The organism is Alphaproteobacteria bacterium, assembly GCA_018662925.1.
Classification (GTDB): domain Bacteria; phylum Pseudomonadota; class Alphaproteobacteria; order 16-39-46; family JABJFC01; genus JABJFC01.
Window position 1 is genome coordinate 16,096 of sequence record JABJFC010000045.1, and the last position, 21,703, is coordinate 37,798.

A 21,703-nucleotide genomic window follows, 5' to 3' on the forward strand; every position below is an offset into this window, starting at 1 on the left:
TGCCGTTCGCTCCAAACGTTTTCGAATAGCTAAATTCAAGCACCCCTACCCACTAATCTAGCTCTACGCTTAAGTCGCGCTCTTCAATAGCTTTTGAAGTTGGGGATAAAGTAAGGGAGGCGCCGCCAAGATGCTCTTACAGGCTAAAACATCTTTGCCGCCATCGATTTCAGTGACATATCCACCGGCCTCTTGGACCAAAAGGATCCCTGCTGCCACGTCCCAAGGGCACAGGTCACGTTCCCAATAACCTTCAAACTTGCCAGCTGCCACATAAGCAAGGTCCAATGCTGCGGCCCCTAGGCGGCGCACACCGGCAATTTCACCCATCATCACCTGCAGCTCTTTTACAAAGGCTTCCCGATCGCCATGGCCGGAAAAAGGAATCCCCGTCGCCAGCATGCTTTCCGTCAAATCAGTCCGGCCAGAAACACGCAATCGACGGTTGTTTACAAAGGCACCCATTCCTTTTTCTGCACAAAACATTTCATCGCGCAGTGGATCGTATATAACGCCAGCAATTATTTCTCCGGCTTGCTCTAGGGCGATGGAGATACAAAAATGGGGAATGCTGTGGAGAAAGTTTGACGTTCCATCTAGAGGATCAATAATCCAACGGAATTCTTCGTCAGTCCCTTTGGTCTCTCCGGACTCTTCTGTCAAAAAACTATAGCCCGGGCGGGCGAAAGACAGCTCTTCCCTTAATATTTTATCGGAACGCAAATCAGCCGTAGAAACAAAGTCTGCCGGCCCCTTGCGCGATACTTGGAGATTCTCAACTTCGCCAAAATCGCGGATCAATCCACGGCCAGCTTTTAAGGCGGCCCGTGTCATGACCAACAGATTGGCAGACCTACCCCCATGACGACTATCTGAAGTACGAGTTACCATTCCTAGTCCTTTGCCCTCTCAACATAAGTTGCATCAGCCGTATTAACGACAATTTTAGTGCCTGCTTCAATGTGAGGGGGCACCAATACACGAACGCCATTCTCTAACTTGGCAGGCTTATAAGATGATGAGGCCGTTTGCCCTTTTACAACCGCGTCAGCCTCGACAATATTCATGGCCACGGTATCAGGTAATTGCATGCCTATGGTTTCACCTTCGTGGCTTATGATGGATACCATCATCCCTTCTTGCAAAAACGCCGCAGACTGATCGCCCACCATGGATGCCGGTAAGGTTACCTGATCATAATTCTCAGTATTCATGAACGTATAGATCTCTCCATCGTCAAATAGATACTGGTGTTCCCGTTCATCCAACCGCACCCGCTCAACAGACCCACTGGAACGAAATCGTTCGTTGAGCTTTGTGCCATCCCGAATGTCCTTGAGCTCCACCTGAAGATAAGCACCGCCTTTTCCAGGCTGAGTATGCTGGGTTTTTACGGCAACCCATAAGCGTTTCTTATGCTCAATGACGTTTCCCGGCCGAATGGCATTTCCATTAATTTTCATAGGTTTATTACGCGTCCTTTCCTTTGTATATGCGAACCATGCCCTTCAGCAATGCCAGAGTTTCGTCCCGGGGCCTTTGAAAACAGTTACGCCCAATAATTGATCCGGATCCCCCTCCATCTCGAATGGCACGAGCATCATCAAAGACGGCTTCTTCATCCTTGGCTTCCCCTCCAGAAAAGATCACCAAACGGCGGCCATCAAAACAACTTTTCACCACATGGGCCACGCGATCCCGGAGAGCCCCAGCCGCCACATTTTCCTCGTAAGCAAAACGCGCCGCCTCACTTTCAATGTGTTCCGATGGCAGTTTGACCTTAATGATATGGGCACCCAGCAAAGCAGCCATATGAGCCCCATAGGCAACGGTATCTAAGCCCGTTTCTCCTGCCTTAGACATATGCCCCCTCGGGTAAGACCAAATGATGACAGCCAAACCACACGCTTTGGCCTCTTGCGCCAATGCCTGAATCTCTTCATACAACTCATATGTCTGGTCAACGCCCGGATAAATGGTAAACCCAATAGCTGAGCAACCCAATCGCAAAGCATCCTCAACGGTTCCTGTAATGGCTTGATCTGAGGCTTCGTTTCCGGGGACCAAGCTATTGCCACTGTTCACCTTAAGAATAAGCGGAATCTCTCCTGCAAAAGTCGACGCACCTGCTTCTAACAGCCCAAGCGGAGCCGCAAATGCAGACAATCCCCCATCGATTGCCAATTGAAAATGATAGTGTGGATCATAGGACCCTTCATTCATGGAAAAACTGCGGCCGGGGCCATGTTCAAACCCCTGATCCACAGGATAAATAATCAGCTTGCCCGTTCCCCCTAAATGCCCATGGGATAGGATGCGTGCTAAATTTGATTTAGTTCCGGGACAGTCACTTTCATAGTGAGTCAGGATTTTTTTTGTTGTTTCTGTCATGAATGTCATCATCTGTCCCTTTTGATAGACGCGTGCCCCTTCCTTAATAGAGGTCTTGCGTCCTTTTTGCAATGAAAAGGTGAAACAGACATGAACGCCAAGTGTTTTTGTAATGACCGATTAAAAGCATATGCAGATTTACAAACCTATTGCCCAGATCTTAACGCTTTGACAAAGCTTGCAAGCCCTCTCTGGCGCGTCCTCTTTAAACGCTCGGCATGAAGGATGGCCCGCACCTCTTCTACACTCGCATTCAGGTCATTGTTAACGATGACATAGTCATATTCCGCCCAGTGGCTCATCTCGTCCGAAGCTTGGGCCATGCGCTGAGCAACCACTTCATCGGAATCTTGGGCACGATTCTTAAGGCGCACCTCCAGCTCGCCTGTAGATGGCGGCAACACAAAGACAGAAACCAGATCCCCTCGAGATTGCTGGGCAATTTGCTGTGTCCCCTGCCAATCAATATCAAAAAGAACATCGATTCCTTTCTCTAGGGACTCATCCACGAGAGCCTTGGGTGTTCCATAATAGTGGCCAAATACTTTGGCGTATTCTAGGAAAGCCCCATCGGCAATCATATGGTTGAACTCTTCTAATGTGGAAAAATGATAGTCGACCCCAACTGTTTCTCCCGGACGCCTTTCGCGGGTAGTTGCCGACACAGACAAAACGAGGCGCTTTTCTGATTCCAATAACTTCTTAGAAATAGAGCTCTTTCCCGCTCCAGATGGAGACGCCAATACCAGCATCATTCCCCGTCTCGGGATATCGCCTTGATAGGAATGACTCACTGTTGTCCTTCCATTCTTTGAGGTTGGTCCGGCTGTGCTTGGTCACGCTCTTGCTTTATTTTTTGTGCTTTGGCCGTTTCCTGTTGGCGCAACGCTTGTCGATTTTTCCACTTCTTTACCTGAAATCGGTTATTTTTATGCTCATTCAATGTCTGAGCAAAAACATGCCCCCCACGCCCGTTTGCCACAAAATAGAGCTCTTTTGTCTCCATGGGTTGGGTAACAGCCTCAATGGAAGCATAGCCGGGGTTCGAAATAGGCGTCGGTGGCAATCCCTTATTCTTGTATGTATTGTAGGGACCAGCAACCTGTAAGTCCTTTTCCGTCAAGAGACGATCCAACGGATGCTTACCTTGTGTTAACTGATATACGACCGTCGGATCGGCTTGCAAGGGCATCCCGCGACTCAGCCGGTTCAGAAAGACAGCAGCGACACGTGCCCTTTCAGCATCTTGAGGTGTTTCCAATTCGACAATAGAAGCCAATATTAACACTTCTTCGGGCGATTTTAGGGGAAGATTTTCTTTTCTCGCTGCCCACAAAGTGGACAAGATCCGCTCCATAGCTTCTTCCATCCGATGGATCAAAGTTTCACGCGCATCTCCGTGGGAATAATAATAAGTATCTGGTAAAAGAGCCCCTTCTTTTGGCATTTGGGCCACGTCACCATTCAGGCCCACTGCCTTTGTGACAAGATCAATAACGTGATAGCTGCTAAGGCCTTCTGGAATGGTCAATGTCCGATAGGATATCTTTCCATCATCCATCAAGTTAAGAATCTGCCGAAGGGTGACATGGGCGGGAAATGTATATTCGCCCGCCTTTAAATTATATCCCAAGAGGCGTGCCATGGCCTTGAAAATAAAAGCCCGTCTAATCACGTCTTCCTTGCGTAACTGCTTGGCCACACTCCGAATGCTAGAGCCTTTTTCAATCAAGACCGTCATAGGACGTTCTGAAGGCCCCTCGCGCACAAGCCCATACCAAACGCCCCCGACTCCTAAGAGTAAGAACGTTATAACGCCGAGAAGAATTACTATCCCGCGCATGTAATAGGGGCTCCAAGTGGCTTAAGAATGGGTACCGAAAATAAGTGAAGCATTTGTTCCTCCAAACCCAAATGAGTTGGACATTACTACCTTCATGGGCTTTTCTTTTGCTTTATTTGGGACAAGATCGAGACCTTCAGCCTCTTCTAACTGTTCATGCAAATTCAGTGTCGGTGGCATAATCCCTGAATTTAGGGCCTTTGTTGTAAAGATTGCTTCTACTCCCCCTGCAGCCCCTAAGAGATGACCTATGGCCGATTTCGTAGAGGACATGGCAGCCTTCGGCTTATCCCCAAACAGTCTCTTTACGGCGCGCACTTCAACAGCATCTCCCAAGGGGGTCGATGTTCCATGGGCGTTAATATAGTCTATAGCATCAGGAGAAAGATTGGCGGTCCTTAAGGCTCCTTGCATTGCACGATAAGCCCCTGAGCCATCTTCTGCGGGTGCCGTTATATGATGGGCATCACCTGAAAGACCATATCCTAGGATTTCGGCATAAATCTTAGCGCCACGTGCTTTGGCATGTTCAAGCTCTTCCAACACAAGAATACCGGCTCCCTCGCCCATAACAAATCCATCGCGACCTTGATCCCAAGGACGGGAAGCTTCTTGGGGGGTATCGTTATACTGTGTTGATAGAGCACGCGCACTGGCAAAACCTGAAATCCCAATCCGACAAACGGCTGCCTCGGCCCCACCAGCGATCATAACATCTGCATCGCCAAATTGAATCAGGCGACTGGCATCTCCAATCGCGTGACTCCCAGCGGCACATGCCGTTACGGTGGCATTGTTCGGCCCTCTAAAGCCGTGACGAATAGACACGTGACCAGCAGCTAAATTAACAAGAGTGGAGGGAATAAAGAAAGGGCTCACACGCCGAGGACCTTGGGTATTCAGGGCCACCGAATTGTCATATATGCCTGGCAAGCCTCCGATACCTGAGCCAATAACAACACCTGTTCGATCTTGGGATTCTTCATCCTGGGGATTCCACCCAGCATCTTCTACAGCCTCTTTTGCCGCCATCAATGCATAAAGAATAAAGTCACAGATTTTTCGCTGTTCTTTAGGGGGAACATGGCTATCAGCATTCAGATTTCCAGGAGCATCTCCTCGGGGAACTTGGCCCGCGATCCTTGTCTTTAGATCAGAGACATCAAATGACTCTATCTCTTTGATTCCGGACTCACCTTTGAGAATACGATCCCACACATGCTGAACCCCACATCCCAGGGGACTCACCATTCCAAGACCGGTCACAACAACACGTCGCATTTTCAAAGTCCTCTTAATGGTTTACGCAAGAACACCAAAATCTCTTAGGAGCCGAGCCCTTAAGAGAGTCTCTTAAAAATAGAGCTTTGGACAAACAAGCGCAAAACGCTAATTGCACGCTAGGCAGCTTGCTTTTCAATATAGCCGATGGCGTCTTGAACCGTCAGAATTTTCTCTGCAGCTTCATCTGGAATCTCACAACCAAACTCTTCTTCAAAAGCCATTACAAGTTCTACAGTATCAAGGCTATCTGCACCTAGATCGTCCACAAAGCTTGCATTGGTTGTAACCTTTGATTCTTCAACACCAAGGTGTTCAACAACAATCTTTTTAACGCGATCCGCTATATCAGTCATAGAGTATTCCTTCTATTCGGTAATATAATAATTTTCATTACATTCTTATGGCCTGGCAAAACTTCTTTGTAAAGAGTTTTATGGTAACTTTTCTAAAAAAGGGCCTCCTATTAGATCATGGCCATCCCGCCATTAACATGTAGAGTTTGACCTGTAACATACTTTGCTTCATCGCTGGCCAAAAAGGTTGCCGCAGTAGCTATATCTTTAGGGTCTCCAATGCGCCCCATGGGGATAGACGCCAAGATTCCTTCTTTTTGACCATCAGACAAAACACTCGTCATCGGAGACTCAATGAAGCCCGGCGCAATACAGTTCACCGTTATACCACGACTTGCAACTTCTGATGCTAAAGCTTTGGTCATGCCAATCATGCCCGCTTTTGTTGCCGCATAGTTGGATTGGCCAGGATTTCCAGTCACCCCCACCACAGAAGTAATGCCTATAATACGCCCAAATCGATTTTTCATCATCGATCGGAGACAGGCACGCGAAAGGCGAAAAGCTGCCGTCAAATTCACATTCAAAACCGTTTCCCAGTCTTCATCTTTCATGCGCATCATGAGGCCATCTCTTGTAAGACCAGCATTATTGACCAAAACGTCAAGGCCTCCCATGGCTTTTTCAGCACTGGGGATCAAAGCCTCAGTTGACTCAGAATCGGAAAGATTACAGGTGACAATGTTTACACGCTCTTTCAACTCATTGGCCAAGGACTCAAGAGCCTCTTTTCGAGTCCCAGACAGAGTCACATGGGCACCCTGTTCATGAAGGGCTGTTGCAATAGCGCGTCCAATGGCGCCTGAGGCCCCCGTCACGAGAGCTTTCTTATTTTCTAACCGAAACATACTTCTTCTCCTTAATAATTACGCCGACTTCAGAAACGATTCTATTTGTTCAACTGAATTAATAGTAATTCTATTCATGTCGGGACAAATCCGTTTGTTGAGCCCTGTTAAGACATTCCCTGAGCCTACTTCAATGACCGTATCTACGCCCAGCTCTGCCATCTTCAAGACACTTTCCCGCCACCGAACCATGTGGGTGATTTGCTCCACGAGAAGGCTGGGAATCTGATCCGCTTTTTGAACATCCGCCGCCGTAACATTGCTGATCAAGGGCACAACTGGATCGACACATGTAACGGTTTTAAATTCCTGTTCCATAGCTTGGGCCGCTGGCGCCATCAAAGGGCAATGAAAGGGCGCACTAACTGGCAACAAAAGGCTGCGCTTGCTGCCCCGACCGGTTGCAGCTTTAATGGCGCGATCAATGGCATCCTTATGTCCACTAAGCACCGTTTGACCAGGACAGTTGTCATTGGCCAAGACACAGACCTCTTCCTGGGCCACGTCCTTGGAGATATCAGTCACATCGGAAAGATCTAGCCCAAGCACGGCAGCCATGGCACCCTGTCCAACGGGAACGGCCTCTTGCATGGCCTTTCCACGTGCCCGCAACAAACGAGCCGTATCAGCAATGGTAAAACTTTTGGCCGCAGCCAAGGCTGAATATTCCCCTAAAGAGTGTCCTGCCACGTAAGAGGCTTTCTCTTGAAGGTTCAAGCCGCCTTCTTTCTCCAAAACCCTTAAGATGGCCAAACTGACGGCCATCAAAGCCGGCTGCGCATTTTCTGTCAGGGTCAGAGTCTCTCCGGGCCCTTCAAAAATAAGCTTGCTCAAGTTTTGGTGGAGGGCATCATCTACTTCTTGGAACACGTCCCGTGCAACGGAAAAAGCTTCATAGACATCTTTTCCCATCCCAACGGCCTGAGAACCTTGTCCAGGAAACAAAAAAGCTTGTGACATTGTAAAACTCTCATCAACTATAAAATATCGCCTTATGTGATAGCGTATTTTAAAGAAGTGTCAAGTAAAGAAGCCTATAACGACCTAGAAAGACTATTCGTTAGGAGCGGGTTCTGCTTTTCGCGAAGGCTTGTAGGAAGGGCTTTCCTTGTGCATCTGGGACTCGTGGGCTATCCAGCGCTGGAGTTGATTAACAAGATTTTTAGGCCTTTCTATTCTAATATCCATGGGCATAAGACCTGGCCCTTTTGTAAACAAATGATTAGCTAAAAAATGCATCTTATCCATCAAACAGCTTCGAATTTTCCCCTGCCCCGATTTAGTGTCCTCATTGTAGCAAGACTTCACCCTGTGAGACCAACGTGAGGTTCCATTTAATCTTTTTGGAGCTCTGCCCCCTGAAATCGTCAGACCTCGAACCAAAGAATGTACATGACCCTTAAGACATTCTTCAATTTTTGAGACATCCTTCATACAGCTGCTTACATCTTCAGTCCATTCACTATAATTATCCGCCAAATCGGCCTTGCCACTGAAAGCAATCAAACTCATTACCAAACTGCTCAAAAAAACCCTGTTAATACCACTCATTAGAACCTTCGCCTCATTGTTTCTGCTCGTTCTTGATTCCATTCTACTTCATCTCCCCGCCCACTTCTAGTCTCCTGAAAGTTCATGCTGTAGAATGAAGGTATTAGATCTTCCCCTGTATCCCCCTTCGAAAAAAACCCCAAAAACGAACTTTTCTGCGAATTACTGCTTGATTTACTCTGGTGTTCGTGCAATAAATCTTGCAAATCTTTACATATGCATGAGTGGTTCATGTCTCCTTGCCGGGGTGACCCGGCTAGACAAGCTGAAAAGCTTTTATGTCAATTAGCCGAAAGGAGTACTTTATAATGGCTCTCTATGAGCACGTACTTATTACACGTCAAGATCTGACAAAAAGTCAGACCGAGACTCTTGAAAAGAAATTCGTGGACATCCTGACCGAGAATGGTGGGACTGTCAAAAAAACCGAATATTGGGGGCTAAAACAATTAGCCTATCGCATCAAAAAAAATCGCAAAGGGCATTATCACTTTTTCAATATTGATACCCCTTCAGCCGCTCTCGTGGAAATGGAGCGTGTCATGCGGTTGAATGAAGATGTTCTTAGATACCTTAGCATCAAAGTTGACAAACTAGACGATGAACCCTCTATCATGATGCGAGAACGCTCTCATGAAGAAGGATCTTTCAATCGGGAACGGTCGTTTGATTCCAATAGAGAAAGCCGTCACTCGGACGCGAAAGGCGACGATAACAGATTTTCTGGAAAAGAAGACGCTGGAGATAAGCCAACTGAAGAACCCTCTTCAAAAGCCACATCCAACGATGATGACCAATAATTGAAAATTTAATTTAGTTTGTAAAGACACCTAAGGAAATAGCTATGAAGAGAACCCCAAGCGGTCCCAGGACAAGAGTTGAAAGGCCGCAAATTTCTATTGAAAACGTACCAGCACAATTTACCGCTGCACGCGCAGGAGTACGACGCCCCTTTTTCCGTCGTCAAAAGTCTTGCCCCTTTTCTGGACCTAAAGCTCCGACAATTGACTATAAAAACACCCGGCTTCTGTACCGATACATTTCAGAACGTGGAAAAATTATACCAAGTCGAATCACCGCTGTTTCAGTAAAAAAGCAGCGTGAGCTCTCCAATGCTATCAAGAGAGCGCGCTACTTGGCCCTTTTGCCCTACGTGGCACAATAGTTCCGTGTTCCCTTTCCATGCCTGAAAGGGAAACTCACATGGCCAATAAGACGACAGCCCCAACTCAAAATCTAGTTATTGCCGCTGGAGGGGGGCTTTTGAGCCTCGCGTTAGGGGCTCCCTACATCATACTTTTCATGTATTTTGCCCAGCTCCCCCTCTATTTAGTTGGACTTAGCCTGGGCCCAAGAGAAGGGATCATAGCCTGTCTGGTTGCCTTTTTAGGTTCTCTCTTTGTTTTTGGCATCCCCGAATCAGTTTTATACATTACCTTCCAGATACTTCCTGTCTTCTTGATTGTAAAAGGCTTTCTGACGCAGCAAAAAGATTCTTCTGGAAAACTGGGCTGGCCCACAATTGGATCGACCCTAACCGCTCTCATCCTAATAGGAAACCTGTTGCTTATCGGTGCTGACTTATGGTTTGCAACCCTAGCAACTGGCCTCGAGACCTATATCGCAAGCATCGTTGAAAAGACCACCGCGCTCATTCCAACACCCCTTCCGGAAGGAACTATCTCGCTTTTAATCGCTTTCATACCCGGCCTTGTCATCGTGTCATGGCTTTGGATGTCAATCATCAACACCCTTCTTGCCCAGTCAATCCTCTCGCGTTTTGGCAAAAACTTACGCCCCAGCCCAAGTATAACAACTCTATATCTACCCCCATGGATGATATGGATTCTCCTGGGATCAGTGCTCTTAGCATTTATGGGTGGACATATTGGGTATGTCGGAAAAAATGGTATTCTGATCAGCTTGCAAGCTTTTTTCTTCATAGGGCTTGCTGTTCTCCACTCCTTGTGCCAAAAGTGGAAGCTAAATGTGATAGTCCTTATAGGATTTTACCTTTTGATGTTTTTGTTAGGGTGGCCTATCATTCTCGTTGCTTTTATGGGGATATTGGACCACCTAATGGATTTCCGTCAACATATTGACGCGAAGAGAACTTAATTGTTTGAACAACTTACTAAACTGGCAGGAGTAACCAAATGCAAGTTATACTATTAGAGCGTATTGAGAAATTGGGACAAATGGGAGATACCGTTGCCGTTAAAGACGGTTATGCGCGGAACTTCTTAATTCCTAAAGGGAAGGCCTTAAGGGCGACCCAGGAAAACATTGTCGTGTTTTCCGAAAAGAAAACCCAACTGGAAGCTACTAATCTAAAGCTCAAGAAGGAAGCAGAAGACGTTGCCAAGAAATTGAAAGATTATGTCCTCACCATGATCCGACAAGCAGGTGAAAATGGTCACCTATACGGATCTGTTAGCACCAAAGACATTGCCGAAAATCTTACCAAAGAAAGATGTGCAATAGCCCGTTCGCAGGTTGAACTTTCAAAACCCATTAAAGAACTGGGCCTTCATCCAGTCAAAATCATTTTGCATCCAGAGGTTTCCCTAGAATTGACAGTAAATGTAGCTCTCTCAGTTGAAGAAGCCGAAAAGCAACTCAAGGAAGATGCTGCTACTGAAGAAAAGGATGTAAAATCTAAAGCCGAGAAAAAGACGAAGGCATCCCAGAAAAAAGAAGAAGTGAAATCTGCTAAAGAAGGTGAGACAGAAGCTTCTCAGGAAGAATCGTCTGACCAGTTTGAGGGAAAAGTCATTGCTATAGAAGAAACGGGTGGCTCTGAAGAAGTTTAACGAAAGGCTCTCTTGTGTGAGCCCCTTCAATACGGGAATGTAGGTAGATGGCACAAATAGCTGCTCAAAAAACTGAGGCGACCAAACAGGTTGTTGCTGTCCAGCCTACGCCTGAAGTAAAGGACGACTACCGCCTTCCTCCCCGAAACTACGAAGCTGAGCAAGCTCTGCTTGGCGCGCTCCTGCATAATAATGGTAGTTTCGAAAAGGTTTCTGAGTTCCTTATTCCCGATCATTTTGCAGATCCAGTTCACGGTCGAATTTATGGTGCTATCGGTCGTCTGATCGAAAGAGGTCAGGTTGCCGATCCTATTACACTGAAAGACCACTTCAATCAGGACGGAGAACTGGAAGAAGTTGGTGGATGGGAATATTTGGTAAAGCTTTTAGAATCGGTCATTTCCATTGTTAATGTTCAGGATTATGGCAAGCTGATTCACGACTTATATCTACGCCGGGAACTTATCACTTTCGGAGAAGAAGTTATTCTAGAGGCCCATGAGCACAACTTAGAAGCTTCTGCCAATAATCTTATTGAAAAATCCGAGCAGCATCTATTTGATCTGGCAACAACGGGACAATTAGACCGTGGGTTTCAGCCCTTTTCTCAAGCTTTAACCGATGCCATTGAAACAGCGCAAATCGCATATAACTCTGATAGTACAGTGGTGGGTACAACTACTGGTTTAAAAGATCTGGATAGCTGGTTAGGTGGCCTTCATCCCTCTGACTTGCTCATTTTAGCGGGCCGACCCTCTATGGGTAAAACGGCCCTCGCCACAAACATCGCCTTCAATGCGGCAAAAGCCATGCTTGAAAAGTCAAGCAATGGCGCAAAGGTTGCCTTCTTTTCCCTAGAAATGTCAGCTGAACAATTAGCCACGCGTCTTCTCTCCCAAGAAGCCGAGGTTACATCAGATAAGATCCGCCGAGGTGAAATTAGGAAGGACGACTTTCCTAAGTTTGTTAAAGTAAGTCGCACCTTGTCTTCTCTTCCCTTATTCATTGACGACACACCCGCCCTTACGGTCAGTGCTCTCCGAACAAGGGCCCGCCGCCTTTTGCGTAAAGAAGGGCTAGGACTTATTGTTGTTGACTATCTACAGCTCCTCAACCCACCCATTGGGAATGGACGGCGTCAAGATGGACGCGTTCAGGAAATATCTGAGATTACCCGTTGTCTCAAAGCCCTGGCTAAAGAGCTCCATGTGCCTATCTTAGCCTTATCCCAACTTTCGCGTGCCGTTGAACAAAGGGACGATAAACGACCTCAACTTGCAGATCTAAGGGAATCTGGCTCTATTGAGCAGGATGCAGATGTGGTTATGTTCATCTATCGGGAAGAGTACTATGAATCTCGGAAAAAGCCAAAAGAAGGCACTGAAAAGCACCTTGAATGGCAACAGAACATGGAAAGAATATACAACCAAGCCGACGTCATCATTGCAAAGCAACGTCACGGCCCCATCGGCACCATAAAACTCTTCAATGATAGCCGCTTTACTAAATTCAGTGATTTAGTCACTCAAAATCATCTCCCGACAACTAAGTAGACTACTTGTCGGAAAGATGATGTCTTATTGTCGGAAAGATTGAGTGTCTTACGCGTCCGCTAGAGTAATGTTAGCAGCAGCTTGCTTGCCATTATTGTCAGCAATCTCAAAACTTACTTTCTGTCCATCATTCAGTTGAGACAATCCTGCCTTTTCAACTTCACTAATATGAACGAATACATCATTGTTTCCGTTATCTGGAGCAATAAAACCGTATCCTTTTGTGGCGTTAAACCACTTTACTGTACCTGTCGTCATAAAATATACTCTCTCACTTTACGTGTAGTCAATAAAAACTCCCAAGATCCTTGGGAAAACCTTGAGTTTTAATACCCCAAAACCAAACTGCCAAGGCCCCGGAAAGCAAAACAACACAACGAGAACAGACCCGCCAGTGATATTGCCACAGAATCCTCGACACGCTCTATAGTCGCATCAAACTCAGGTACATTCTACATCCTTATTCTGAAAATAAGCAAGAACAATCCACCATTCAGCTGCTACTACCTCTGACTAAATATGAATGGACCTTGCTATTTTTGTCTTCCACCAACAAAAGAATGATTGAAGATCTGTCTCATATTGATATAACTACCTACAAAGTTTCCTGAGTAAGGAAGCAAAAAAACACGGAACCGTTTATGAAAGAAGCCATAGATATTGTAACCTTTGGTTGCCGACTGAATACATATGAATCGGAAGTTATGCGCCGCCTTTCAAAGGAAGCCGGGTTAAGGAATGCTGTCATCTTTAACACATGTGCGGTCACTCAAGAAGCTGAGCGCCAAGCTCGCCAAGCTATTCGCAAAATCAGAAGAGAACAACCCGATACAGAAATCATCGTCACGGGCTGTGCCGCCCAAATTAACCCTGAACTCTATGCGAGTATGGCAGAAGTGGACCGGGTAATTGGGAACGATGAGAAGCTCAAAGCAAACAGCTTTACAGCTCATCCTCATGAGAAAATCATGGTAAACGATATTATGTCGGTCAAAGAAACTGCCTCTCACATGGTGTCTGGATTTGAAGGGAAGGCTCGGGCGTTTGTTCAAATCCAAAACGGCTGTGATCATCGCTGCACTTTTTGCACCATTCCTTTTGGCCGAGGTAACAGTCGAAGTCAGCCCATCGGTGCCATCACCCAGCAAACAAAAGAATTGGTCCAGAATGGATACAATGAAATTGTCCTAACGGGTGTCGACATTACGGCCTATGGTGCAGATCTTCCTGGCCAACCCACCCTGGGACAGATGATTCGACGACTTTTTGTACAAGTCCCCGATCTCAAAAGATTAAGGCTCTCTTCTCTTGATCCAGTCGAGATTGATGAGGATCTCTATAAACTCATTGAGAATGAGTCAAGGCTCATGCCCCACTTTCACCTCAGTCTCCAATCAGGCGACACCATGATCTTAAAACGCATGAAAAGACGGCACGTACGAGAGGATATCATAGCCTGCTGTGATAAAATCCGCTCTCTAAGGTCAGATGCAGTATTTGGAGCCGATATTATCGCTGGCTTTCCAACTGAATCAGACAAAATGTTTGAAAACACCCGCGCCCTTGTCGAGAAACAAAGGTTGATCCATCTCCATGTATTTCCCTACTCCGAACGGCCTGGCACGCCCGCCGCTCGCATGCCAGCAGTTCCTAAAGAAACCCGTAAGAAGCGAGCTACTACCCTTAGACAACTCGGCCAACAAACCCTTCAAGATTACTTGAAAACCTTAGTTGGACAAGAAATCTCTATTCTCATTGAGTCAGAAAACAAAGGTCGCTCCGAACAATATGCTTCGGTTATTCTGGATGAGAAAACACTTCCCGGAAGCATTCAAACAGCCTATATTCATGGAACTGAAAATGGCATATTGAAAGGAACTCTCAGGGGATGAATCCTCCCAAACAATCCTGGTTTAACCGCCTTAAATCTGGCCTCAAAAAAAGCTCCACAAAGCTAACAGAAGGCATTACACGCATTGTCACCCATAAAAAATTAGACAATGCCGCCCTAGAAGAGCTTGAAGAACTGCTTATTTCCACTGACCTAGGACTTACTCTTTCGACGAACCTGATTGATAAGCTTCGAAAGACAAAGTTTAATCAAGAAGCCTCCTCCGAGGAAATCCGTACATTCTTAGCCGACGAAATTACGAAATATTTGTCTCCCGTGGCTCAGACTCTTCAACCAGACAGAAGTAAGAAACCCTTTGTTGTCCTTGTTGTCGGCGTTAATGGGAGCGGAAAAACAACAACCATAGCGAAACTGGGGGCTCAACTAAAAGAACAAGGCCTACAAGTTTCCTTTGCAGCAGGAGATACGTTCCGAGCAGCCGCCGTAGAACAACTAAGTGTCTGGGGAAACCGTCTCAAGATTTCTGTTGAAAAAAGGGAACTGGGAGCAGACGCGGCCGGTTTAGCCTATGACGCTCTCGAAATCGCCAAAAATCGTGGTGATGATGTCCTCCTCATCGATACAGCTGGCCGACTTCATACCAATGCCAACCTCATGGCAGAACTTCAGAAAATCCAACGTGTTCTGAAAAAAGTCGATCCAAAAGCTCCCCACATGACTCTTCTTGTTCTGGATGCCACCATTGGACAAAATGCCTATTCCCAAATTGAGACATTTAAAAGCATGACGGACATTAATGGCTTGATCATTACAAAATTAGATGGTACCGCAAAAGGCGGGGTTATTGTTGGGCTAACGGAAAAGTATTCCCTGCCTATTTTCGCCCTAGGCGTCGGGGAAAAAGTCGAAGATTTGCGCCCCTTTAAAGCAGAAGATTTTGCCCTCAACCTTTTGGCATTAGAAAAATTAAAGTAAGTATTGGAGCATCATGGATCATCACGGAAAAGTATGGGGACTCACACAACATACGACACCTGAATCCGCTTTTGAGCGCATTAAACAAATTTACGACTGTAATTCCGAGATCATTCGCCAAACCTTTGAAAACTTCGTTATTAATAAAGCGGAAAAAAAGGATTTAGACCCCTCTGCCACTTTGTATACGACTTATCCTTATTTAGGGATCCGCATAACACCTGAAAGCACCCATGATGATGCCAGTTATGCTTTTGGATCCATTTCTGAAACAGGTGTTTATGGCTCCACTCTTACCCGACCAGATCTCTTTGAAGACTATTATAAAGAACAAATTGGCATTCTCTTAAAACGCCACAAAGTTCCAGTGGTTGTCGGTTCGAGCAACTGTCGAATTCCCCTCCCTTTCATTGAGAATATCCCTTCAGAGGCGGTAGAACACAAACAACTAAGTATGTTGCGTCATGAGTTCGCACTTCCCAATCTCAGGGAAATAAATGATGAAATTGCCAATAGTTTTTCAAGTAGCGCAACAAAGCAAGTCCAGCCTCTTTCACTCTTCTCTGCAGAGCGAGTGGACTTTTCCCTGCAAAGACTCCAACACTATTCAGGAACAGCAGCCAAACATTTCCAACATTTTATCCTCTTAACAAACTATCAAAGATATGTTGATGGATTCGTTGAGTTTGCCCGTGAACAACTTAAGAAGAACAATGGGTACACAAGACTTGTCGAACCCGGCAATGTGATAACCACCTATGATGGCTCCAAGTTTAAAACAACGGGCACACCGCGTAAACACCTCCCACAAATGCCCACATATCATCTAGAAAGAGACGATAAGGAAGGCATTACTTTTATAAACATAGGCGTCGGTCCTAGTAATGCAAAGACCATTACAGACCATTTGGCCGTCCTCCGTCCCCATTGCTGGATCATGGTGGGACACTGTGCTGGCCTCCGACGCACCCAGTTCTTGGGAGACTATGTGTTAGCCCATGGATACGTGCGAGATGATCACGTTTTGGATGATGACTTGCCTCCCTGGATTCCTGTTCCCCCAATTGCAGAAGTACAAGTGGCTCTCCAGGACGCCGTTGCACGTATCACGGGTCTAAAGGGAATGGATCTTAAATCTAGAATGCGAACAGGAACCGTTATCACGGTTGATAATCGCAACTGGGAGCTCCGAACAGCCGAGCTCCTTAAGTATCTAAAGCAGTCTCGCTCTATTGCTTTAGACATGGAATCAGCCACCGTAGCTGCCAATGGATTCCGCTTCCGAGTCCCCTATGGAACACTTTTATGCGTTTCCGATAAGCCCATTCATGGAGAGTTAAAACTGCCTGGTATGGCTAATTCTTTCTACCAAGAGCGGGTACAACAACATCTTCGAATTGGGCTTGAAACCATTCGTCTCATGCGGGAAGCTGGAAGTGTCAAACTTCATTCCCGTAAGCTCCGAGGATTCGAGGAGCCACCGTTCAGATAGAAGTTACTAAGAGACAGCCTCAATTGACTTTTCTGTGTTGATGCTCGCAACCCTCTTGAGTTTTCTGGGCCAAAGAACCAAAACGTTTCCAAAAAGAACAATCATACATCCACCAATCGTATAATCATTCCATTCAAACCCTTCCAAAAGGGTTGAGAGGGTAAGAGCTACAATAGGAGTCAACACAATAGCATAGGCTGCTCTATCCGCTCCTATACGTCCCAAAAGCGTCAGATAACAGCCAAATCCCACTATTGACCCAATTACTGAAAGATAAACCAGGGACCCTGTATAATTCACAGACATATCAAAATTAAGCCCATGGCCACGCATAAGGGAGAGTCCCAGCACAAAAAGTCCTGCATATAACATGCCATAGGCATTGTTTTGTAAGACTGGAATTCCTTTCTTTTGATTCCTGGCCGAAAGAATATTCCCAACGGATGCCATCAAGGTACCGAACATTACGTAGCCAAAACCAATAAAACACTTACTAGCACAATCAAAGGTCTTTATGTCTGGCCAAAAAATAGTTAAAACGCCCAAAAATCCTAAAACAGCCCCAACAACAACATTTGCTCTAACTGGTAATCTATAAAATATAGCTCCATTCAAAATGTTCATAATTACAATTGTTGAAAAAGCGACTGCTGCAAAGCCACTCTTCATATTTTGGGTGCCCCAGTAAGCAAGGTAAAAGCTTAGCCCAAACTGCATAATTCCTTGGAATCCCATATAGAGATGCTCTTTAAGTGTAAATTGCATCTTTTTCTTCAAAAGCAGGCACAGAGGAATCAAAATAATGGCCGCTAGACAAAACCGATACCCAACGGAAACAGGAGGTGCAACCTCAGAAGTCACCTGTAGTTTAATGGCAAACCACGTGGTTCCCCATACTAGAACAGACAAAACATATAAAATGCAATTTACCATCACTCAACCGCTCACAATGCTTTAAAGCTTTAAGTTCCCCAGAGCACTCCGCTCTTTGGGAACAATTTTATATAGGATTTTATTTCTAAACGCCAGCAATATAATTACAAAATGGTTGGAGGCTACGAGTTCACTCAAGCCATGTTTCAATTGGCTCGAGGAAAAAAGCTTCTAGAGGGATCCCTTGCCCTCCTACTAAGAATTTTTTATAAGTTGGAAAGTAGAGTTCAAAAGTTTTAAGTCCTGAAATTGAAGTCCTTTTTGAGGTACTCTTTACCTCGATTGGAACTATCCTTTTTCCCGAACTAATAATGAAATCAATTTCCTTAGAACCCTCCCGCCAGTACGTAAGTGTTATCTTTGAGCCTATGGTGCTATTATAAAGATAGGCTCCTATTGCCGATTCAACGAGTCGTCCCCAAAACTTGGGGTCTTCCCTTGCTGATTTAAACGTATGTGTGTTCTGCGCCGTAATAAGGGCGGTATTTAAAACCTGCAGCTTTGGACTAGAGCTTCTCCCCTGGACTGAGCGATTAGAAAATTTTTGTAATCCAGTTAAGAGTCCTGCAAAACTCAAAAGCTGCAAATAATGTGCGAGTGTTGTGGTGTTGCCTGCATCTTGTAACTGCCCCAACATCTTCTGATACGAAAGTATTTGTCCCGAATAATGACACCCCAACTCAAAAAGTCGCCTCAAAAGCGCCGGTTTATGAACGCGGCTCATCAACAAAACATCGCGAGAAATAGTCGTCTCTATCAGAGACTGTTTAATATAATTTGACCAACGTTCTTCATCATTAATGAGAGTGGCTGCACCAGGATAACCGCCAAAATATATATACTGATCCAGATTCCATCCAAATGCTTCTCTCAATTCGAAAAATGACCAATGACTGATCGGTATAACTTCAAAACGACCCGCTAAACTCTCTGTCAAACCGTGTTGAAGTAACAATGGGGAAGATCCTAAAAGCAATACCTTTAATGAAATCCCTTTAGACGTATCTTCATCCCACAAATGCTTAACTGTGTTTGACCACTCTGAAACCTTTTGAATCTCATCTAGAATTAACAACCCTTCTTTGTTTGTTTGTTCTTTACACTTAATACGTGCAATTTCCCATTGTTGCTCAATCCACTGGCTATCTTGGAGCGTTGGGTCATCCGCTGAGGCATAATGCGTTGATAGAGATAAATCCTGAATTAACTGTTGCGAAATAGTTGTTTTACCAACTTGCCTTGGACCAGTTAACACGGTTATGAACTTCCTGGGCTCAATTAATCTATCTAGAATTTTCTTATAAACCAAACGTTTAAACATATAATTTTCCCTAAAAAAGTATTTTGCTCAATATACTGAGTGATTTTGCTCAATATACTGAGTGATTTTACTCAATATACTGAGTAAAATCTAGGAATTAAATTAACTTGATGAAAAAAAAGGTTTTTTTAAGCTTTTTTTCGCAAACTTTCCCAGTATTCGAGGCGTTTTTTGATATCTCTTTCAAAGCCCCTTTCCAATGGTTCATAAAAAGGGGTGCGCGCCATATTATCGGGAAAGTAATTCTGCCCTGAAAAACCTTCCTCAGTGTCATGGTCGTATACATAGCCTTGACCATATCCAATATCCTTCATAAGCCCAGTAGGAGCGTTAAGAATATGCTTGGGCGGAGAATGGGAACCCGTTTCCTTTGCCGCCAGAGTTGCTTTTTTAAAAGCCAAATATGTAGCGTTAGACTTAGGAGCTGTTCCCAAATAGATAACACACTGAGCAATGGCTAACTCTCCCTCGGGCGACCCCAATCGTTCAAAAGTCTCCGAGGCTGATAAGGCTTGTACAATTGCCTGAGGATCGGCTAGCCCTATGTCCTCATTGGCAAAGCGGATAAGGCGACGCAAAATATATCGAGGATCTTCCCCTCCCCCCAACATCCTGGCCAACCAATAGAGAGCTGCCTGGGTATCAGATCCTCTGAGAGACTTATGGAGAGCACTGATTAGATTATAATGCTCGTCACGATTTTTATCATACAGAACAGGGCGCTTTTGCAAGATTTTCGATAGGGCATCCATGGATAATGGAGTGGCCCCCTCTTTACATTGAGCAAACAGGCCTTCCAACAAATTTATGAGATAACGACCATCTCCGTCAGCCATGGAGACTATAAAGTTTATTCCTTTCTCATCCAAAGGCAGATTGCGTTTTTCTTTTTCTTCAGAGCGTACAATTAACAATTTCAATGACGCCTCTTCTAGTCTCTTCAGAACGAATACCCGTGCTCTAGAAAGCAGGGCCCCATTCAACTCAAAAGAAGGATTTTCAGTCGTAGCACCAACCAAGATGACTGTTCCATCCTCAACATAGGGAAGGAAGGCATCTTGCTGATTTCGATTAAATCGGTGAATCTCATCCACAAACAGAAGTGTTTTTTGGCCCATCTCTCGGCGCTGCTTTGCACCCTGGAATATTTTTTTCAAATCTGCCACCCCAGAAAATATGGCAGAAAGAGCAACAAACTCGTACCCAGTGTCTTGGGCAAAAAGTCTGGCAATTGTCGTTTTTCCACAACCTGGAGGCCCCCAAAGGATAAAGGAACTTAACTTCTTTGAAGCTATCATTTTGCACAGGGGCGCATCGGGTCCCAATAAATGATCCTGCCCGACCACTTCAGATAAAGACTGAGGGCGCAAACGATCCGCAAGGGGCCCCTCTGTTCCTTGATCCAGTTGAGCTAATGAAAATAAACCCGTCATTCTCTTTCACTAAGTTACACACACAATATTGCTTTCTACCATATCAAGTATAAGGAATCTGTTAAAAAACGAATATTGTTACAAATACACTTTTCAAAAAATTCTAAGGTGCTAGACTGCACTGAAATGTTTGAAATATATTAGAAAAATTTCTAGGGATGGGCAATTGTGACGTTTAGAAACCAAATGGCCTGCGAATATAGCTTGAGCTTGACGGAAAAGATCGAAGAGCTCACAAAAGATTTATTTTCCGCTCTCGGTCTTACGACTTTTGGCTACAAGCGCGTGTTTGATGATGGCCGTTACATATTTACGTCAACAAATCCGCATTGGCTTTCATACCATTACAAAAATATTCACGACCATGGTATTTTCTTTAAAGAAGCCATGGATAAAACCCCCTTGAATAGCTTTTATAAAGTTCTCTGGCCAAAGGATCCGAAAGACCACTTCTTAAAATCCCTAAATGATTTCGGCATGTGGAACGGTCTAAATTTTTACAAACGACGAGAAGACTCTATTGAGCTTTGGACATTCTCAACAGAAGCTGAAAAACATCAAGACCCAGCAGACTATCTGAATACCATAGAATGCTTAGAAAGATTCATTCTCTATTTTAACAGTTCCTTCGATAGAATAATTGACTATAAAAACTCCGCGACGCTTGCTACATTTCAAGAGTGGACCCCCATAAAACTGCCGGAAAAGGATCCTTCACAAGTAGATCCAATTGAGGCATTTATACAATCTCTCAAACCCGAATGTCTCACCATTAAAACTGGCGCAATTGATTGTTGTTTCACAAAGCAAGAAAGCACCTGTATTCACCTGTTGTGCCAAGGAAAATCTGCAAAAGAAATAGGCCTTGATCTTAATTTGTCTTATCGGACAATCGAATTCTATCTTGCCAATATCCGTAAAAAAAGTGGCATTCATAAGAAATCAGAGCTTATTCAAACGGTGCAAAAAAATTGCTGGTCCCTCTCCCTATAATCTGGCCTCTTTTTAAAAAAGTTTTCCAAGTAACTTTTCTCATTTTGGTGCTTTTCTATCCGGAAAGT

23 protein-coding genes are annotated in these 21,703 nt (G+C 45.0%); 9 read left to right on the plus strand and 14 right to left on the minus strand.

Annotated elements, in window-relative coordinates; genetic code table 11:
* Positions 1–69: 69 nt before the first annotated feature.
* The 10 genes from HOL16_02975 to HOL16_03020 all read right to left on the minus strand — a co-directional run bounded on the left by HOL16_02975 (position 70) and on the right by HOL16_03020 (position 8,312).
* Entirely contained in the window at positions 70–834 is a 765-nt protein-coding gene (locus tag HOL16_02975) for an inositol monophosphatase (protein MBT5389658.1), read from the minus strand.
* A gap of 59 nt (positions 835–893) precedes the next feature.
* Positions 894–1,463, minus strand: coding sequence for an elongation factor P (efp, locus tag HOL16_02980; GenBank protein MBT5389659.1), 570 nt, complete (start codon positions 1,461–1,463; stop codon positions 894–896).
* Between the two features lie 7 nt (positions 1,464–1,470).
* On the minus strand, positions 1,471–2,400 hold the full coding sequence (locus HOL16_02985; GenBank protein ID MBT5389660.1) for a class I fructose-bisphosphate aldolase: 930 nt from the start codon (positions 2,398–2,400) through the stop codon (positions 1,471–1,473).
* Between the two features lie 137 nt (positions 2,401–2,537).
* Positions 2,538–3,146: a guanylate kinase gene (gene gmk, locus HOL16_02990; protein ID MBT5389661.1), complete on the minus strand. Its 609-nt coding sequence runs from the start codon at positions 3,144–3,146 to the stop codon at positions 2,538–2,540.
* Between the two features lie 35 nt (positions 3,147–3,181).
* A complete protein-coding gene (mltG, locus tag HOL16_02995) occupies positions 3,182–4,234 on the minus strand; it encodes an endolytic transglycosylase MltG (protein ID MBT5389662.1) in 1,053 nt (350 codons plus the stop codon).
* Positions 4,235–4,255: 21 nt separating this feature from the next.
* Positions 4,256–5,515 carry a beta-ketoacyl-ACP synthase II gene (gene fabF, locus HOL16_03000; protein MBT5389663.1) on the minus strand — a complete coding sequence of 420 codons (1,260 nt, stop codon included), beginning with the start codon at positions 5,513–5,515 and terminating at the stop codon, positions 4,256–4,258.
* A gap of 119 nt (positions 5,516–5,634) precedes the next feature.
* The gene (locus tag HOL16_03005; protein ID MBT5389664.1) at positions 5,635–5,871 is read right to left on the minus strand and encodes an acyl carrier protein; all 237 of its coding nucleotides are present in this window, start codon (positions 5,869–5,871) and stop codon (positions 5,635–5,637) included.
* A gap of 110 nt (positions 5,872–5,981) precedes the next feature.
* Positions 5,982–6,719, minus strand: coding sequence for a 3-oxoacyl-[acyl-carrier-protein] reductase (gene fabG, locus HOL16_03010; GenBank protein MBT5389665.1), 738 nt, complete (start codon positions 6,717–6,719; stop codon positions 5,982–5,984).
* Between the two features lie 18 nt (positions 6,720–6,737).
* Positions 6,738–7,679, minus strand: a complete 942-nt coding sequence (gene fabD, locus HOL16_03015; GenBank protein ID MBT5389666.1) for an ACP S-malonyltransferase — start codon at positions 7,677–7,679, stop codon at positions 6,738–6,740.
* 93 nt (positions 7,680–7,772) lie between these two features.
* Positions 7,773–8,312 carry a hypothetical protein gene (locus HOL16_03020; protein MBT5389667.1) on the minus strand — a complete coding sequence of 180 codons (540 nt, stop codon included), beginning with the start codon at positions 8,310–8,312 and terminating at the stop codon, positions 7,773–7,775.
* Positions 8,313–8,578: 266 nt separating this feature from the next.
* On the opposite strand from HOL16_03020, the gene rpsF reads away from it, so the two are divergent.
* From rpsF to HOL16_03045, 5 genes are read left to right on the plus strand one after another with little or no spacing between them, the layout of a single operon-like run.
* Positions 8,579–9,070: a 30S ribosomal protein S6 gene (gene rpsF, locus HOL16_03025; GenBank protein MBT5389668.1), complete on the plus strand. Its 492-nt coding sequence runs from the start codon at positions 8,579–8,581 to the stop codon at positions 9,068–9,070.
* 44 nt (positions 9,071–9,114) lie between these two features.
* Positions 9,115–9,435, plus strand: coding sequence for a 30S ribosomal protein S18 (locus tag HOL16_03030; protein ID MBT5389669.1), 321 nt, complete (start codon positions 9,115–9,117; stop codon positions 9,433–9,435).
* Between the two features lie 38 nt (positions 9,436–9,473).
* Entirely contained in the window at positions 9,474–10,388 is a 915-nt protein-coding gene (locus HOL16_03035; GenBank protein MBT5389670.1) for a DUF2232 domain-containing protein, read from the plus strand.
* A gap of 38 nt (positions 10,389–10,426) precedes the next feature.
* Entirely contained in the window at positions 10,427–11,083 is a 657-nt protein-coding gene (gene rplI, locus HOL16_03040; protein MBT5389671.1) for a 50S ribosomal protein L9, read from the plus strand.
* A gap of 47 nt (positions 11,084–11,130) precedes the next feature.
* Positions 11,131–12,636, plus strand: coding sequence for a replicative DNA helicase (locus tag HOL16_03045; GenBank protein ID MBT5389672.1), 1,506 nt, complete (start codon positions 11,131–11,133; stop codon positions 12,634–12,636).
* Positions 12,637–12,684: 48 nt separating this feature from the next.
* On the opposite strand, the gene HOL16_03050 is transcribed toward HOL16_03045, so the two are convergent.
* Positions 12,685–12,894, minus strand: coding sequence for a cold-shock protein (locus tag HOL16_03050; GenBank protein ID MBT5389673.1), 210 nt, complete (start codon positions 12,892–12,894; stop codon positions 12,685–12,687).
* 383 nt (positions 12,895–13,277) lie between these two features.
* Between HOL16_03050 and mtaB the strand changes: the two genes are divergently transcribed.
* Genes mtaB through HOL16_03065 form a run of 3 tightly spaced genes read left to right on the plus strand, consistent with a single transcriptional unit; the run spans position 13,278 to position 16,955 of the window.
* Positions 13,278–14,528 carry a tRNA (N(6)-L-threonylcarbamoyladenosine(37)-C(2))-methylthiotransferase MtaB gene (gene mtaB, locus HOL16_03055; GenBank protein ID MBT5389674.1) on the plus strand — a complete coding sequence of 417 codons (1,251 nt, stop codon included), beginning with the start codon at positions 13,278–13,280 and terminating at the stop codon, positions 14,526–14,528.
* Complete coding sequence (gene ftsY, locus HOL16_03060; GenBank protein MBT5389675.1) at positions 14,525–15,463, plus strand: signal recognition particle-docking protein FtsY; 939 nt, start codon at positions 14,525–14,527, stop codon at positions 15,461–15,463. Before mtaB ends, ftsY begins: the two co-directional genes overlap by 4 nt.
* Positions 15,464–15,476: 13 nt before the next feature.
* Positions 15,477–16,955 carry an AMP nucleosidase gene (locus tag HOL16_03065; GenBank protein ID MBT5389676.1) on the plus strand — a complete coding sequence of 493 codons (1,479 nt, stop codon included), beginning with the start codon at positions 15,477–15,479 and terminating at the stop codon, positions 16,953–16,955.
* Between the two features lie 6 nt (positions 16,956–16,961).
* Here HOL16_03065 and HOL16_03070 read toward each other — a convergent pair whose 3' ends face one another.
* From HOL16_03070 to HOL16_03080, 3 genes are all read right to left on the minus strand, one after another.
* On the minus strand, positions 16,962–17,888 hold the full coding sequence (locus HOL16_03070; protein MBT5389677.1) for a DMT family transporter: 927 nt from the start codon (positions 17,886–17,888) through the stop codon (positions 16,962–16,964).
* A gap of 130 nt (positions 17,889–18,018) precedes the next feature.
* The gene (locus tag HOL16_03075; GenBank protein ID MBT5389678.1) at positions 18,019–19,209 is read right to left on the minus strand and encodes an ATP-binding protein; all 1,191 of its coding nucleotides are present in this window, start codon (positions 19,207–19,209) and stop codon (positions 18,019–18,021) included.
* A 128-nt stretch (positions 19,210–19,337) separates the two neighbouring features.
* On the minus strand, positions 19,338–20,642 hold the full coding sequence (locus HOL16_03080) for a replication-associated recombination protein A (protein ID MBT5389679.1): 1,305 nt from the start codon (positions 20,640–20,642) through the stop codon (positions 19,338–19,340).
* A gap of 168 nt (positions 20,643–20,810) precedes the next feature.
* On the opposite strand from HOL16_03080, the gene HOL16_03085 reads away from it, so the two are divergent.
* Positions 20,811–21,635 carry a hypothetical protein gene (locus HOL16_03085; GenBank protein ID MBT5389680.1) on the plus strand — a complete coding sequence of 275 codons (825 nt, stop codon included), beginning with the start codon at positions 20,811–20,813 and terminating at the stop codon, positions 21,633–21,635.
* Positions 21,636–21,703 lie beyond the last annotated feature (68 nt).

What these genes read in the sequence shown, in the direction of transcription:
- HOL16_02975 (MBT5389658.1), bottom strand. Translation starts at nt 834, where the DNA reads ATGACACGGGCCGCCTTAAAAGCTGGCCGTGGATTGATCCGCGATTTT.
- efp (MBT5389659.1), bottom strand. Translation starts at nt 1,463, where the DNA reads ATGAAAATTAATGGAAATGCCATTCGGCCGGGAAACGTCATTGAGCAT.
- HOL16_02985 (MBT5389660.1), bottom strand. Translation starts at nt 2,400, where the DNA reads ATGACATTCATGACAGAAACAACAAAAAAAATCCTGACTCACTATGAA.
- gmk (MBT5389661.1), bottom strand. Translation starts at nt 3,146, where the DNA reads ATGATGCTGGTATTGGCGTCTCCATCTGGAGCGGGAAAGAGCTCTATT.
- mltG (MBT5389662.1), bottom strand. Translation starts at nt 4,234, where the DNA reads ATGCGCGGGATAGTAATTCTTCTCGGCGTTATAACGTTCTTACTCTTA.
- fabF (MBT5389663.1), bottom strand. Translation starts at nt 5,515, where the DNA reads ATGCGACGTGTTGTTGTGACCGGTCTTGGAATGGTGAGTCCCCTGGGA.
- HOL16_03005 (MBT5389664.1), bottom strand. Translation starts at nt 5,871, where the DNA reads ATGACTGATATAGCGGATCGCGTTAAAAAGATTGTTGTTGAACACCTT.
- fabG (MBT5389665.1), bottom strand. Translation starts at nt 6,719, where the DNA reads ATGTTTCGGTTAGAAAATAAGAAAGCTCTCGTGACGGGGGCCTCAGGC.
- fabD (MBT5389666.1), bottom strand. Translation starts at nt 7,679, where the DNA reads ATGTCACAAGCTTTTTTGTTTCCTGGACAAGGTTCTCAGGCCGTTGGG.
- HOL16_03020 (MBT5389667.1), bottom strand. Translation starts at nt 8,312, where the DNA reads ATGGAATCAAGAACGAGCAGAAACAATGAGGCGAAGGTTCTAATGAGT.
- rpsF (MBT5389668.1), top strand. Translation starts at nt 8,579, where the DNA reads ATGGCTCTCTATGAGCACGTACTTATTACACGTCAAGATCTGACAAAA.
- HOL16_03030 (MBT5389669.1), top strand. Translation starts at nt 9,115, where the DNA reads ATGAAGAGAACCCCAAGCGGTCCCAGGACAAGAGTTGAAAGGCCGCAA.
- HOL16_03035 (MBT5389670.1), top strand. Translation starts at nt 9,474, where the DNA reads ATGGCCAATAAGACGACAGCCCCAACTCAAAATCTAGTTATTGCCGCT.
- rplI (MBT5389671.1), top strand. Translation starts at nt 10,427, where the DNA reads ATGCAAGTTATACTATTAGAGCGTATTGAGAAATTGGGACAAATGGGA.
- HOL16_03045 (MBT5389672.1), top strand. Translation starts at nt 11,131, where the DNA reads ATGGCACAAATAGCTGCTCAAAAAACTGAGGCGACCAAACAGGTTGTT.
- HOL16_03050 (MBT5389673.1), bottom strand. Translation starts at nt 12,894, where the DNA reads ATGACGACAGGTACAGTAAAGTGGTTTAACGCCACAAAAGGATACGGT.
- mtaB (MBT5389674.1), top strand. Translation starts at nt 13,278, where the DNA reads ATGAAAGAAGCCATAGATATTGTAACCTTTGGTTGCCGACTGAATACA.
- ftsY (MBT5389675.1), top strand. Translation starts at nt 14,525, where the DNA reads ATGAATCCTCCCAAACAATCCTGGTTTAACCGCCTTAAATCTGGCCTC.
- HOL16_03065 (MBT5389676.1), top strand. Translation starts at nt 15,477, where the DNA reads ATGGATCATCACGGAAAAGTATGGGGACTCACACAACATACGACACCT.
- HOL16_03070 (MBT5389677.1), bottom strand. Translation starts at nt 17,888, where the DNA reads ATGGTAAATTGCATTTTATATGTTTTGTCTGTTCTAGTATGGGGAACC.
- HOL16_03075 (MBT5389678.1), bottom strand. Translation starts at nt 19,209, where the DNA reads ATGTTTAAACGTTTGGTTTATAAGAAAATTCTAGATAGATTAATTGAG.
- HOL16_03080 (MBT5389679.1), bottom strand. Translation starts at nt 20,642, where the DNA reads ATGACGGGTTTATTTTCATTAGCTCAACTGGATCAAGGAACAGAGGGG.